15 protein-coding genes are annotated in these 13418 nt (G+C 40.7%); 9 read left to right on the top strand and 6 right to left on the bottom strand.

Annotated elements, in window-relative coordinates; translation table 11 throughout:
• Positions 1 to 5: 5 nt before the first annotated feature.
• Both QFZ72_RS26875 and cidR read right to left on the bottom strand, forming a co-directional pair.
• Entirely contained in the window at positions 6 to 524 is a 519-nt protein-coding gene (locus QFZ72_RS26875) for an acyl-CoA thioesterase (protein ID WP_307439399.1), read from the bottom strand.
• 247 nt (positions 525 to 771) lie between these two features.
• Complete coding sequence (gene cidR / locus QFZ72_RS26870; RefSeq protein ID WP_307439398.1) at positions 772 to 1668, bottom strand: cidABC operon transcriptional activator CidR; 897 nt, start codon at positions 1666 to 1668, stop codon at positions 772 to 774.
• A 235-nt stretch (positions 1669 to 1903) separates the two neighbouring features.
• Between cidR and QFZ72_RS26865 the strand changes: the two genes are divergently transcribed.
• The 8 genes from QFZ72_RS26865 to rbsK all read left to right on the top strand — a co-directional run bounded on the left by QFZ72_RS26865 (position 1904) and on the right by rbsK (position 8670).
• Positions 1904 to 2416 (top strand): YehS family protein, encoded by a 513-nt coding sequence (locus tag QFZ72_RS26865; protein ID WP_373464646.1) that lies wholly within the window; start codon positions 1904 to 1906, stop codon positions 2414 to 2416.
• Between the two features lie 21 nt (positions 2417 to 2437).
• Complete coding sequence (locus QFZ72_RS26860; RefSeq protein ID WP_307439396.1) at positions 2438 to 3145, top strand: M48 family metallopeptidase; 708 nt, start codon at positions 2438 to 2440, stop codon at positions 3143 to 3145.
• A gap of 327 nt (positions 3146 to 3472) precedes the next feature.
• Positions 3473 to 4279 (top strand): LacI family DNA-binding transcriptional regulator, encoded by an 807-nt coding sequence (locus QFZ72_RS26855; protein ID WP_307439393.1) that lies wholly within the window; start codon positions 3473 to 3475, stop codon positions 4277 to 4279.
• A gap of 25 nt (positions 4280 to 4304) precedes the next feature.
• Positions 4305 to 4508: a substrate-binding domain-containing protein gene (locus tag QFZ72_RS26850; protein WP_307439391.1), complete on the top strand. Its 204-nt coding sequence runs from the start codon at positions 4305 to 4307 to the stop codon at positions 4506 to 4508.
• Positions 4509 to 4593: 85 nt separating this feature from the next.
• Positions 4594 to 5259: a deoxyribose-phosphate aldolase gene (gene deoC / locus QFZ72_RS26845; protein WP_307439389.1), complete on the top strand. Its 666-nt coding sequence runs from the start codon at positions 4594 to 4596 to the stop codon at positions 5257 to 5259.
• Between the two features lie 44 nt (positions 5260 to 5303).
• Entirely contained in the window at positions 5304 to 6644 is a 1341-nt protein-coding gene (gene fucP / locus QFZ72_RS26840) for an L-fucose:H+ symporter permease (protein ID WP_307439387.1), read from the top strand.
• Between the two features lie 69 nt (positions 6645 to 6713).
• The gene (locus tag QFZ72_RS26835; RefSeq protein WP_307439386.1) at positions 6714 to 7736 is read left to right on the top strand and encodes an aldose 1-epimerase family protein; all 1023 of its coding nucleotides are present in this window, start codon (positions 6714 to 6716) and stop codon (positions 7734 to 7736) included.
• 13 nt (positions 7737 to 7749) lie between these two features.
• Positions 7750 to 8670 carry a ribokinase gene (gene rbsK / locus QFZ72_RS26830; protein WP_307439384.1) on the top strand — a complete coding sequence of 307 codons (921 nt, stop codon included), beginning with the start codon at positions 7750 to 7752 and terminating at the stop codon, positions 8668 to 8670.
• Positions 8671 to 8758: 88 nt separating this feature from the next.
• On the opposite strand, the gene QFZ72_RS26825 is transcribed toward rbsK, so the two are convergent.
• The gene (locus QFZ72_RS26825) at positions 8759 to 9736 is read right to left on the bottom strand and encodes a M20/M25/M40 family metallo-hydrolase (protein WP_307439383.1); all 978 of its coding nucleotides are present in this window, start codon (positions 9734 to 9736) and stop codon (positions 8759 to 8761) included.
• Positions 9737 to 9896: 160 nt separating this feature from the next.
• A complete protein-coding gene (locus tag QFZ72_RS26820) occupies positions 9897 to 11294 on the bottom strand; it encodes a M28 family peptidase (RefSeq protein WP_307439381.1) in 1398 nt (465 codons plus the stop codon).
• Between the two features lie 288 nt (positions 11295 to 11582).
• Between QFZ72_RS26820 and QFZ72_RS26815 the strand changes: the two genes are divergently transcribed.
• Positions 11583 to 11909: a hypothetical protein gene (locus QFZ72_RS26815; RefSeq protein ID WP_307439380.1), complete on the top strand. Its 327-nt coding sequence runs from the start codon at positions 11583 to 11585 to the stop codon at positions 11907 to 11909.
• Positions 11910 to 11958: 49 nt separating this feature from the next.
• Here the strand turns inward: QFZ72_RS26815 and QFZ72_RS26810 are convergent, their stop codons facing one another.
• On the bottom strand, positions 11959 to 12870 hold the full coding sequence (locus QFZ72_RS26810; protein ID WP_307439379.1) for an endonuclease/exonuclease/phosphatase family protein: 912 nt from the start codon (positions 12868 to 12870) through the stop codon (positions 11959 to 11961).
• A gap of 234 nt (positions 12871 to 13104) precedes the next feature.
• Positions 13105 to 13401, bottom strand: a complete 297-nt coding sequence (locus QFZ72_RS26805) for a hypothetical protein (protein ID WP_307439378.1) — start codon at positions 13399 to 13401, stop codon at positions 13105 to 13107.
• Positions 13402 to 13418: the final 17 nt, after the last annotated feature.

Below are 13418 nucleotides of genomic sequence, written 5' to 3'. Positions count from 1 at the left end.
TCCTCTTAATTGTCCCAAGGTTTATCCAATGAAATATACGCAGCTAATTCTTTACTTTTTTGTCTTCTTAATTTACGCATTTCTGCTCTTTCTTTCCCTGTTTCGTAAAGAAATGCTTCTTCTTCTGTTTCAGGAATAATACTTGGAACTTCTACAGGCCGTTTATTTTCACCTAAGGCTACAAAAGTCAGAAATGCTGTAGCAGCAATTCTGCGCTCGCCATTCATCATATCTTCGGCAATCACTTTACAAAAAATCTCCATAGAGCTTTTTCCTGTATAAGTTACAAACGATTCGACACAGACTGAGTCAGTCTGATGAATAGGGCATAAGAAATCGATATGATCAGTAGATGCAGTTACACATTCTTTAACTCTAGAATGTCTACGGGCTGATAAGGTTGCCGCATCATCGAGCTTTTTCATCAAAACTCCGCCAAACAATGTATTATAGTTATTTAAATCGCATGATAATACTTGAGCTGTATTAATAATGCGGCTTTCTTTCGCTTTTTTTGTTTCCATTAAGCTGCTTCCTTTCATGAATGGATTCTAGAAAGAAAATACTATATCCACGTGATTAAGGGTTTTTTTACCTAAAACAAGTGTACGCCGCGCTGGAATGTAAGTAAAATGGTTATATTTTATCTGAAGTATAGCTTTTATCTATGTAAGTGCTTTCAATTATTCCTTCTATAAATAGGTGATTTTTAGAAAAAAAAGACGGTTCATTTAAAATGAACCGTCTTCCGAGAATATGGAACATATAAAATTAATCATCTTTAAATCCCTTTTTGAGCTGATCTTTCGTGAACTGCAGCCATTCTTTTGCAGCATAAGAGAAGTATTGATTTTTGCCCCAAATAATTGCTAAGTTCCAGCTGATTGATGGATTTACTACTTTAACCGACTTTACATGTGTATTTAGATTATCGCAAATACTCTCAGGTAAGAGGGAAATTCCAAGTTTGTAAGCAACCATTTCTTCAATAAAAGACTGCTGTGAACTCTCAGATATGATATGCGGATTAAAGCCTACACTGTTACAAGAAAGGATAATTCGATCGTTTAAGACAAAGTCCTTATTAAACAAAATAAAAGATTCATTAGCCAATTCAGCTAATTGGACTTCCTCTCTTTCTGCTAATGGGTGTGATGGGTGAAGGATGAGCTTAAGGTCTTCTTCCATAAAAGAGAAATGGTTGAAGATGTCGTTCTTAGTCGGAAGAACAATGATCCCAACATCAAGAAGATTGTTGCCAACATCTTCTTCTATTTTTTTTGAACCGTCTTCTACTAATTGAAACGTAATCCCAGGATACTTTTCGTGAAAGCTGCTGACAATTTTCAGGAAAAAATGCGCATCAAATATTGGCGGCAATCCAATACGAATATGCCCTTTTTTTAGCCCTGTCAGGTTGTCCAATTCTGTTTCTAAATTATTAAAGGCTTTGTCTATTAATTTTGCTTGCTCCAAAATGATCTGTCCTGCATCGGTCAAGGCTAATTTCTTGCGGGAGCGGTCAAAAAGTTCAACTCCGAGCTCCGTCTCAAGATTTTTAATCATTTTACTAATAGTTGGCTGGGTGATAAATAAATGTTCTGCCGCACGGGAAAAACTATTAAAATTCGACACCTCAATAAAATATTGTAAATGTTTGATATCCAAATATCGTACACCTGCTTGTGGCAATTTTTTTAGGTTATGTTTCCATCTTGATTGGAAATATCAGAGGCTCCATAAAGCTTAGCGATCCTATCCTTTGTTATAGTATATCCTTTTTCTTAGTAAAAAAAGAAGCAGTGAAGTGAAAGTGGAAAGTGAAGTAGCTATTCATTATACTTGTGGTTTAAAATGTAGTGACAGGTTTTGATGAAGCTGCACGCTAATAGGAGGTATTATGATGGATAATAACGATATTTTAATTCGATTAAGATACGCACTGGATCTGAAAAATACAGAAATGGTTGAGATTTTTAAGCTTGGCGGTATTGAAGTGAGCAGGCAAGATTTGCCTAAAATCCTCACAAAATCAAAAGACAGCTACGACGATGAGATCGCTGAGGATGAAGAGAACATTAAATGTGACAACGTGATGTTTGAGTCCTTTTTAAATGGCTTCGTTACGTTTAAAAGAGGCAAGCAGGAGCAAAAGCCGGGTCAGCCTGAAACACCGGAACTGACTTTGGGGAGAAGCGCAAATGTGAACAATCTTCTTTTGAAGAAAGTGAAAATCGCCCTCGCAATGACAAGTGAGGACATGCTTGATGTCTTCGAAAAAGCCGGCATCCATGTGACAAAAGGAGAATTAGGTGCTTTATTAAGAAAAGAAGGCCATAAGAATTATAAAGAGTGCGGTGATAAATTCGCAAGGAATTTCTTAAAAGGATTAGCTTTAACATATAGAGGAGTATAAGAGAGTACTGCAGGTGATGAAATGATACATACCTACTCAGGTGAAACCATTCGTTTTGATATTACGTACAAAAAGCGGAAATCAATTGGCATTTCGATTGATCCCTATGGAAATATCGAAGTCCAGGCTCCGAAAGGCACATCTGATGAACGAGTTATTCAGGTAATAGAGGAAAAATGGGATCTGATTCAGGAAAGATTGAAAGAAATAAATGATAGAATGCATGGGCCAAAGGAGAAGGTCTATGAGTATGGCGAGACCTTTCTTTATTTGGGAAACGCATATCCCATACAGATCTTTCATGATGAAAAGATCCAACAGGACCATATCGTGTTTGATGGAGAAAAGCTGCATATCTATGTGAAACAGCTTGATGATGAGAAAATCAAACAGGCATTAAAACGATTTTATTATCAGAAGTGTAAAGCGATCGTAGAGAAGAGCATCCAGTCCTATCAAAGCAACTTTAAAGTGAAACCACGTTCGGTTCGTATTGTTGACAGTAAAAAGAACTGGGGAACCTGCGATGCAAAGCAGCAGCTGACCTTTAACTGGAAGCTGGCAATGGCACCGCTGAAGGTGATCGAATATGTCGTCGTTCATGAAATGAGCCACATGGTTCATCTGAATCACGACCGATCCTTCTGGCGTCTGGTTGGAAAGGTCATGCCTGGTTATAAGGAACAGGAGAACTGGTTAGCCGTATCAAGTTGGAGAATGACTGTTTAGTATGAAAAGCAAGGGATGGTTCTTCTGTTTTTTGACGCAGCAGAACCGTCTTGGTGTATTAAGTTAATATGGATTTTAAAGTTAAGTTTATTTTTTTTGCTCTATATACGTATTGTCTTTTTTACATTTTTACATATGAAGGTTTATCATTTTTGAAACCGCACACAAAAACCTCTTGCCATCAGAAAACAAACATGCTAATCTAATTCCAAGAACAAAATCTAAACGTTTACATTTAATGAATAGGCGTTTACATAGTATAAACCTCATAAAAATCTTATTTTTTCTAAAAAAATCTAAACGTTTACATTTTTGGAGTGTTGTTAAATGGAATCAAAACCAAATATTCAGGATGTGGCGAAGCTTGCAGATGTTTCGATTGCAACTGTCTCCAGGGTTATTAATAACCAGGGTGGTGTTCGCAGAGTAACAGAGGAACGAATACTTAAGGCGATTGAGGAACTTGGTTACATCAGAAGTGCAGCAGCCAGAACCATGAAGCGAAAAGAAACGAATACAATCGGCGTAATTGTTCCTGATATCAAGAACCCGTTCTTTCCTCTAGTCATGGCAGGGATTGAACAGAAAGCCCGTGAGAAGGAATTCTTTACGATTTTGAGCAGTACCAATGAATCTCCTAAGGTTGAAGAGGAGATTGTGAAGAATTTTATTGAGCGCGGTGTGGATGGTGTGATCATTACCACGGCCAATGAAAATGGGGACCACTTAAAGCTGCTTCAAGAGCAGGGAATCCCAGTTGTGGCGGTTGACCGCAGCATCAAGAAGTTCAAAGTGGATACGGTTCTTGTTGATAACAAGAAAGGGTCCTATCAAGCGGTACAGCACTTGATTCTTCAGGGGCATGAAAAGATTGCGATTATATGCGGTCCGCAGAGTACGACTCCTGGACTTGAGCGGTTTTTAGGGTATAAGAAGGCGCTAGAGGATTACAACATTGAATTGGATGAGCGATATGTGATGCATGGAGATTTCGGGGAGCAGAGCGGTATCGAGAGTACAAAGAAGCTTTTTGAACTGGATGATCAGCCGACTGCGATTTTTTCTTCCAACAACTTGATGACAATCGGCTGTATGAAAGCATTAGATGAATTGAAACTGGAAGCTTGGCAGTGAGGTCTCGTTCATAGGGTTTGATGAAGTGGACATTGCTACATTCTTGAATCCAAAGCTTAGTGTCGTTGCAAGACCCATGAATGCAATTGGAGAGATAGCATTTCAGCTGCTTCATGAGCGAATTACTTTTAAAGGAGCACTTCCGAAACGGGAGTATTTATTGTCTCCAGAGCTGAAAATCAGAGAATCCTGCCGATTAGTGAATCAGCCTATCAGAGAATATGAATAAGGGCATCAATGGATCTAGTAAGATCCATCGCCTTACCATATATTGAAAGCGTTTTATTTTAACTTAAGAAAGAGGAGATAGAGATATGAACACAGCAAAAATGATTGATCATACTTTGTTAAAAGCAGAGGCAACAAAAGAGCAAATTGTAAAGCTTAGTGAAGAAGCGAGAGAATATGGATTTGCGTCAGTGTGTGTAAATCCGGTATGGGTGAAAACAGCAGCAGAGGAGCTTAAAGGGAGCGATGTGAAGGTTTGTACCGTTATTGGTTTTCCTCTTGGAGCATCAACGGCTGCAGTTAAAGCTGCAGAAACAGCGGATGCGATTCAAAATGGCGCTGAAGAAGTGGACATGGTGTTGGCAATCAGTCTTTTAAAATCAGGAGCAGAGGAAGCAGTTGAAGCTGACATACGTGCGGTTGTTGAGGCTGCTGAATCAAAAGCGATTGTGAAGGTGATTATCGAAACATCCCTGCTTACTGAGGAAGAGAAGGTACTTGCTTGTGAGCTTTCCCTTCGCGCCGGTGCCGATTTTGTCAAAACGTCTACTGGATTTTCAACAGGGGGAGCGACAGTTGAAGATGTAGCATTAATGCGCAAGGTTGTTGGGGACAAGGCTGGCGTAAAAGCATCTGGGGGAATTCGCGATTTGAATGATTTGAGAGCGATGGCTGAGGCTGGTGCGAACCGTATTGGGGCAAGCTCAGGCGTGAAGATTATAAACGGTGAAGCTGTTGAGGGTGGATACTAATTTTATAGAGTAAGAGTTTATTTTAACAAAAGGGGATGTTAGAAATGAAAGCAAACAACATTATTCAGCTTCAGGATGGGTATTTGAACCGCACACCAATTTTTCAGTTTATCCTCTTGTCTCTGCTGTTCCCGTTATGGGCAGTGGCGGCAAGCTTGAATGATATTCTGATCACACAGTTCAAGCATGTGTTTGAACTAAGCGATTTCGCAAGCGCTTTAGTACAGAGTGCTTTTTACGGAGGATATTTCTTGGTAGCGATCCCTGCTTCCATGGTGATTAAGAAAACAAATTACAAGTTTGCGATTATTACAGGATTGCTTTTCTATATTGTGGGCTGTTCGTTGTTTTACCCGGCATCTCATATGGCCACTTACACGATGTTCTTATTTGCGATTTTTTCAATCGCGATTGGCTTAGGTTTTCTTGAAACCGCTGCGAATACATATAGTTCAATGATTGGACCGCGCAAGTATGCGATTCTTCGATTGAACATCAGCCAGACGTTTTACCCAATTGGCGCGATTTCAGGAATCCTGCTTGGAAAATATCTTGTGTTCCAGGAAGGTGCAAGTCTTGAAGCTCAAATGGCGACGATGGCTCCGGCAGAAGCTCAGGCTTTTGGATTGAAAATGCTCGAGCATACTCTTGAACCTTATAAATATATTATTTTCGTTCTTGTCGGTGTACTAGTTCTGTTTGTGTTTACTAAATTCCCTTCTTGTAAACCGGAAGTGATAAGCAGCAAAGCTTCAGAGAAAGCACCTGGCATCTTGCAGACACTTAAATACTTAGCTGGCATCAAACGCTTCCGCAAAGGAATTGCCGCTCAATTTTTATATGTAGGGATGCAGGTAACGGTTTGGTCCTTTACGATCCGTCTTGCGCTCGATCTTAATCCAGACATTAATGAACGTACAGCTTCAAACTTCATGGTATACAGCTTTATTGCCTTCTTTATTGGTAAATTTATCGCGAATTTCTTGATGACTCGTTTTTCACCGTCAAAAGTATTAGTTTCGTATTCAATCATCGGTTCAGCTCTACTTGCTTATGTGGCATTCGTGCCGAATATGACAGCGGTGTATGCGGCTGTTGCAGTCAGCATGCTGTTTGGACCGTGCTGGCCGACGATTTATGCAGAAACGCTTGAAGTCGTAAAAGAGAAAAAATACACAGAAACAGCTGGCGCCATTCTTGTTATGGCGATTGTCGGGGGTGCTGTTGTCCCAGCAGTTCAGGGATTTGCTTCTGATATCTTCGGTTCTATGCAGACGGCTTTCCTAGTATCAATGGCTTGCTTTGTTTATGTAGGTTTTTATTTCTACGGTGAAATGAAAACACAAAAAAACGCTGAGCAAGTAAAATCAAAGGAAACTGCATAAGACTTAGACACCAACAGACAAGGGCAGCCGCTGACCCCGCTGCCCGATCTAAATGGGGCTCCGAAAGGAATGGAAAGAATGACAGGTATGATAGAACTACAGCGTGCGTTTTTTAACGAAAGCAGCAAAGTGATTTTCAGAAACAGTGAATTTACAGTAAGCTTATTTCAATATCCATCAGGGGTTGAAGCCATTGAACTGACAAATTCCAGCGGCAGAATGGTTGTTCTTCCATATATGGGCCAGATGATTTGGGATTTGGAATTTGACGGTGCCGATCTAAAAATGAAAAACATGTTCTCTCAGCCGAAAAAGGCAGAACAGGTAATTGATACATACGGCTGTTTTGCTTTTCATTCTGGATTAATCAGCAACGGCTGTCCTGGTCGGGAGGATGATCATGAACTTCACGGAGAAATGGCATGTGCAGAAATGGACAGAGCCTGGCTTGAAATTACGGACAAAGGCATCAAAGTCTGCGGTGAAACAGAGTATGTGAAAGGCTTCGGCCATCATTATCTGGCCTCACCAAGCGTTGAAATGGTAAGCGGTGAAACGTTCATTAAGATGAATATGACGGTGAAAAATCTTTCAGGTTCAGAAATGCCGCTTCAGTATATGTGCCACACAAACTACGCCTATCTTGAACAGGCAGTGATGAAGCAGAACATTCCGCAGGATGCTTTCAAACTTAGGGAATCGATTCCAGTTCATGTGAAGCCAACTGAAAAATGGATGAATTATAATAAGAAGCTGCTGAGTGGCGAAGAATCGCTTACTCAATTAACCAATCCAGACATGTATGATCCAGAGATTGTGTTCTTTGCAGATGAACTGAATCAGTATCAAGATATAGCAGAGTTTGAAATGGTTTCACCAAAGGGCGTAATGTTCTTTACGAAATTTAAAACAGCGGAATTAAATTATGCTACAAGATGGCTATTACATAATACGGACCAGCAGGTAGGAGCGTTTGTCCTGCCTGCAACATGCCGGCCTGAAGGCTTCAGCGCTGCTGAGAAAGCAGGAACATTAATTACGCTTGGAGCTGGGGAAAAACGATCATTTACGGTTGTGACCGGCAAGAAATAAGGAGGAAAAGAAAATGGATATAGCAGTTATCGGATCCAATATGGTGGATCTTATCTCATACATTAATAAAATGCCAAAAGAAGGCGAAACGCTTGAGGCGCCTGATTTTGAAATCGGCTGCGGCGGCAAAGGGGCAAACCAGGCTGTAGCAGCTGCCAAAATGGGTTCTAAGGTAATGATGGTTACGAAAGTAGGCGATGACCTTTTTGCAGACAACACGATTCAAAACCTTGAAAGGTACGGAATCGATACAGAGTTTACAAATAAAGTATCAGGCACATCAAGCGGTGTGGCACCAATTTTTGTTGACCCGGAGTCAAAGAACCGCATCCTGATTATTAAAGGAGCAAATCAGCATCTTCTGCCGGAAGATGTGGACCGTGCAGCTGAAAAGCTTAAAACGTGCTCACTCATTGTTCTTCAGCTTGAAGTTCCGCTCCCTACGGTTTACCGCTCGATAGAGTTTGGCAAAGACCATGGTATTCCTGTCATCTTGAATCCGGCACCTGCATCAAAGGACTTGGATTTTGAATATGTATGCAAAAGCGACTTTTTCATCCCGAATGAAAGCGAACTTGAGATCTTAACTGGCATGCCCGTTGAATCAGATAAGCAAGTCAAAGCAGCAGCATCCGTCCTGATTGAAAAAGGTGTAAAAGATGTCATTGTCACAATGGGCAGCCGCGGTGTGATGTGGGTTACAAAGAATGAAACACAAGTTATCGACTCACATAAAGTGGCAGCGATTGATACCACTGGAGCAGGCGATGCGTTCATTGGATGCTTTGCACACTTTTTTGTGAAAAATGGGGACGTGCTTCAAGCGATAAAAATGGCCACAGCATTTGCGGCATTGAGTGTTACTAAACGAGGAACACAGTCATCTTATCCAACTCCGGAGGAAGTAGAAGAGTATTTGAATACAAGAGTATAAGAGAGAGAACAATATTTTGAAAGTGAAAAAGACAGGGAACAATGTTTCCTGTCTTGTTTTTGTATTCATTAGGCCACATTGGGCACCTTTATTTAGGCGTGCTCGCCTTATTCATAAACTTCAACAAATCTGTAAGAACCTGACTATAAGTCGTCAACCGTTCATGTGTTCTACCAGGAAATGCTTCCTCAATAAAGGCAAGTGTATCATTTTCAGTATGCCAAATCCCGCCATACTCTTCCGTTTGCTCGTATCCATCCAATTCACCGATTTCCCAGTTCGTTGATTCGAAATATGCAAATGGAATTCCCAGTTCATTGAATGGGGCATGGTCGCTCCAGTCTCCTGTTGTGCCTGCTGGGTAATCAGGGTTTAATCCTGTGTTAATGCCAATATCTAGCTTTTTCTTTTTGGCGATTTTGATAGCTTGGTCACGGATAAAGCCAGCCTCTCCTGCACTGCCATGGACATACATTTTGTCTCCTGCAGCAAGGCTGTCCAGGTTAATCATTCCAACTGTGTTTTTGATGTCTTTTGATGTCATTTGGTTTGCATAGTAGTTTGAACCGTTCAAACCGCCTTCTTCAGCGCCAAATGCAACAAAAACGATAGAATATGGAGTTTCTACTTTTTTCAAGACTTCGGCGACTTCCAGCATCACTCCAACACCTGAAGCATTATCGTCGGCTCCCTTGCCAATTGAAACCGAATCATAGTGGGCACCTACAATGATTTGTTTACTGAACTTACCTTGTTTATAGGCAAGCATGTTTGCAGATGAGTACTCTTTACCTCTTCTAGTAAAATTAAAAGATTGTACACTAGGTTTATAACTGATTCTCTCAAACTGCTGCTGAACATAGTCTTTTGCCTTAACTTCATCAGCTGTACCGTAAACACGGCTGCCGATCTTTTCAGATAGATACTTTGTATGCTCGTACGCCATCGCTCCCTTTTTATGTACCAGAGACGGTGAGTAGCTTACAGCAGAAGCGGTCGTGCCACCTACAGACGAGATTAATAGAAAAAGAATTGCAATCATGGATAAAAATACTGGTTTTTTCATCGAATTCCCCTTTTGTATTAAAATCTAATATATGCATAATTATAGATTCATAGACTGACAATCCTTTTTTAAAACTAGAAAAGCATACTAATCTGGAGTAGAAACTAAGAACAAAAAGAGCCGCAAGATCTCGAAGAGCCTTGCAGCCATTTCCTATCTTTTACTGAACCGGACGATCCTCGAAATCATAGTCAACTGAACCAGGTGCAACTCTTGCATGTTCCAAAGCTGGAGTATCCGGTCTAGCAATCTGGTAAACAGATGCCCCAACAATTTCTGCCGCTTCCTGCAATTTGTTTTTGTCAATTTTATCAATCGTGTCAGCTGGAGTGTGGTACCATGGTTCAACCGGTGAGTGGATGAACAAGGCTGCCGGAATGCCAAGTTCATGGAAAGGCTGGTGGTCACTTCGTCCCAGCTGGCCGTAAGGAATGATTTCGGCAGCTGCCGTTCTCGCGCCTGCTGCCGAAGCTAAATCTGTTACAAGGTTTTTCTTCCCGTCAATCGTATACATGATTAAGCCGCCTGCCGGATTGTCTCCGCCCGCATCCTTGCTTCCGATCATATCCATTTGGAAATGGGCGACAATTCGATCAGCCTCTTGATCACTTAAAGTACTGGCATAATGATAGGAGCCCAAAAGCCCTTTTTCTTCCGCACCGAATGTAACAAAGCGGAGCTCCGTATCCGTTGGCATGTTGGCCATTACTCGGGCAAGCTCAAGGACTGCCGATACGCCGGATGCATCATCATTTGCTCCCGGTCCGCCGTGGACAGAATCGTGATGTGCGCCAACCATGACTACCTGGCCGTTATCTTTGGTTTTGTGTGGTTTCAATTTGGCGATGACGTTGTAAGACGTTTTTTCAACAAAGCCTGAACCAGTAACTTTAATCGTGGAAGTAAGCGGCCCTGTCTTTAAATTATCTACTAAAGCAAGTCCTTCAGCTCTCGTAATGGCCACTGCAGGGATATTTTGTCCATAGGCAGCCTGTCCAAAAGCATTTGAACTTCCGCTGCTATTGTACATGATGACCCCGATGGCACCTTTGTCGAGAACATTTTGAATTTTTTCCACGAAGGTGATGTCTCCGCGCTCAATAAGAGCGATTTTCCCTTTCACCTCATCAGAAATGGTACCGGCAAGAGCTTTGCCGACGTGAATCACCTGTCCTGTTACCTCAGCACTGTAAGAGCCGCTGAATACATAAGGTGTGAATACTTGGCCGTTCACTTGAAGGGAGCCGGATACATTATTCCTAACTGTCTCATAAAAAGGAAACGGCTGCAATTTAGTCTCGTAGCCATACTTCTCAAATTGACTTTTTATGTACTGAGCTCCCACCAGTTCTCCGTTGGTACCAGCCTCACGAGGTTGCTGCGACAGCTTTGCAACCGTGTTATACATATTATCAGAGCTGATTTTCTTGATAATCTTGTTGTCAAAAGCAGAACTGGATTGAGCGTTAGGTGCCTGAACTGGGACCTCAGCCATAACTCCATTAAAACTAAACGCTACTCCGGCAGCTAATAATCCTGCCATGGTTTTTCTATACATGTAACTCCCCCTCAATAAATAGGATACGAATAAATTATCAACTATTAGAAAAAATTGTTAAATAGAAAGAAGATGACAAAACATGACAAAAAGTTAAGATTTAAATGACTAATTTCTGTACCATCGTAAAGATTTGTAATTTCATGTTGGAATTAGAAGGATTTTAGAAGAATAACAGGAGGATGGACATATAAATCTTGTTCTATCTTGCAGGAACATGGGGGTTTTTTAGGGAATAGGTAATAGTTTGACACCAGCTGTTGAGGAATGAAAGTAGAGGAGAGAAACATGAACGAGATTTTCGCAAAATATAACTTCAAACCAACAAAAGAAACAACCAAAGCGACAGAATACGAACATATTATAAGCAAAGACGTCATCTACACATTGACCACTAAGGGAATTGGGATTGTTCTTCATCCGGATACGGCAGAGTCCCTTAAACTAACCGGCAGGAGCGATGGGTATGTGCATAACACTGCTTTGCGCAGATTTCCCAGAAGGAAGAATGATGGGAAGGCGTATATTCATTATGGAAGTTCATTTAAGCTTCAGTCTGAGGAACAGTTGGACGAATTCTTAAAGGGTTTAGATGAGTTATTTAAAAATCGGTAATAAACAAGAAAAACGATCAGTCCTGATCGTTTTTCTTTTGCCTTTTTGTTTATTTATAGCTCATTGTTAGATCCGTCATAACCGGATAATGATCACTTGGGAATTGTCCATTCTTTTGGTAGTTAATAATTTCAATTGTTTTTGCTAAGATGTTTCCTTTTGCAAGGATCCAATCAATACGTCTCTCAGGTCCCTGCCCAGTAGGATCATTAAAACCATTAAACGTTCCAAGATCTTCGTTCACGCGAGTTTGAGCTGTATCCCAAAGATCACTGAACTCCCCGTCTTTTGTCAGGGTCTGATGTGGAAGACTAGTAGGACCAGCATTGAAATCACCTGTTAAGATGACAGGAAAATCGGGATTGAACGCTTTTGTTTTTTCTAAAATTAATGCTGCGCTTTTTTCTCTGGCTTCTGGTGATTGGTGATCAAAATGAGTGTTTACTACGTAGAATTGCTGGTTGATCCGTTTATCAAGGAACTTTGCCCACGTTACCATACGTGGAATTTGGTTCCCCCAAGACTTAGACCCAATAACATTTGGAGTATCTGACAGCCAGTAGTGATCATATTCAAGTGGAGTATACTTGTTTTCGTTGTAGAAAATAGCTGAGTATTCGCCTTTGCTTCCGCCTTCACGACCTAAGCCAATCCAATTGTATTCAGGTAGTGTGTCTTTTAAATCTTGAATTTGCTGGTAGACAGCTTCCTGAGTTCCAATGATATCTGGCTGTTCTTTTTGAATAAGCTTCTTAATAGTAGGAACCCGTTCCGCCCAAGAATGCGGGGAAGGATCAGTGCTGTTTAAGTATCTTAAATTGTAAGTCATAACCCTTAAATCTACCTCTGATGCTTGTTTGGATTTTTCTTCAGCTGAAACACTTTGCATTCCTGAAAACAAACTGCTTATCATGACTAATACCATTGCCGCGAATAAAATAGGTTTTAATCCTTTTTTCAACTGTTTTCCCTCCTAGTATGTAGGCTTACCTTCCAAGCATAACGTCTATTTGTAAAAGGTATGTAATAGAGGGAATAAAGTTTGTAAAGGTGACCACAGATGGGGATACACCTTAATGGACAAGGGTTTAGCAGTTGAAAATGAGAGATTGGTATTAAGCTTTTGAGAGAAGGATCTCCTAGTAATATTTACAGAGCTTTTAAATTGTTACCTTTAATTAATATTTATTAAAAATTACTCTAATTCTCCATATCCGCCGACTTTAAAATCGTCCAGATAATCAACCGTTACAAACATTCTTTTTTCCTCATCACCTTTAACGTATCCATCTACAAATGCTGCTCCAACATCGTCATTGGTAATCTGAACGTTTGTCACAACAAAATCTATGTCTTCCTCAACAAGCATGTACTCTGCTGCCACATGGGATGCTGTTTCTTCAATATACTTTTTGTCCATTCCGGCTTCTTTGTTGCAGCCTGAGATGAGAAATAAAGAGATAATTAGGTAGAAAATAATCCGTTTCTTCATGATTGAATCCCCATTTC

The organism is Bacillus sp. V2I10 (assembly GCF_030817055.1).
Classification (GTDB): Bacteria; Bacillota; Bacilli; order Bacillales; family Bacillaceae; genus Bacillus_P.
Note: the sequence above shows the minus strand (reverse complement) of the source record. Positions and strands in the feature narration are given on the sequence as shown.

Bases quoted from the DNA above. Each gene is read 5' to 3' on its own strand.
- QFZ72_RS26855 (WP_307439393.1), top strand. From the start codon at position 3,473: ATGGAATCAAAACCAAATATTCAGGATGTGGCGAAGCTTGCAGATGTT.
- QFZ72_RS26860 (WP_307439396.1), top strand. From the start codon at position 2,438: ATGATACATACCTACTCAGGTGAAACCATTCGTTTTGATATTACGTAC.
- QFZ72_RS26815 (WP_307439380.1), top strand. From the start codon at position 11,583: ATGAACGAGATTTTCGCAAAATATAACTTCAAACCAACAAAAGAAACA.
- QFZ72_RS26805 (WP_307439378.1), bottom strand. From the start codon at position 13,401: ATGAAGAAACGGATTATTTTCTACCTAATTATCTCTTTATTTCTCATC.
- QFZ72_RS26865 (WP_373464646.1), top strand. From the start codon at position 1,904: ATGGATAATAACGATATTTTAATTCGATTAAGATACGCACTGGATCTG.
- deoC (WP_307439389.1), top strand. From the start codon at position 4,594: ATGAACACAGCAAAAATGATTGATCATACTTTGTTAAAAGCAGAGGCA.
- QFZ72_RS26875 (WP_307439399.1), bottom strand. From the start codon at position 524: ATGGAAACAAAAAAAGCGAAAGAAAGCCGCATTATTAATACAGCTCAA.
- rbsK (WP_307439384.1), top strand. From the start codon at position 7,750: ATGGATATAGCAGTTATCGGATCCAATATGGTGGATCTTATCTCATAC.
- QFZ72_RS26835 (WP_307439386.1), top strand. From the start codon at position 6,714: ATGGAAAGAATGACAGGTATGATAGAACTACAGCGTGCGTTTTTTAAC.
- QFZ72_RS26825 (WP_307439383.1), bottom strand. From the start codon at position 9,736: ATGAAAAAACCAGTATTTTTATCCATGATTGCAATTCTTTTTCTATTA.
- fucP (WP_307439387.1), top strand. From the start codon at position 5,304: ATGAAAGCAAACAACATTATTCAGCTTCAGGATGGGTATTTGAACCGC.
- QFZ72_RS26820 (WP_307439381.1), bottom strand. From the start codon at position 11,294: ATGTATAGAAAAACCATGGCAGGATTATTAGCTGCCGGAGTAGCGTTT.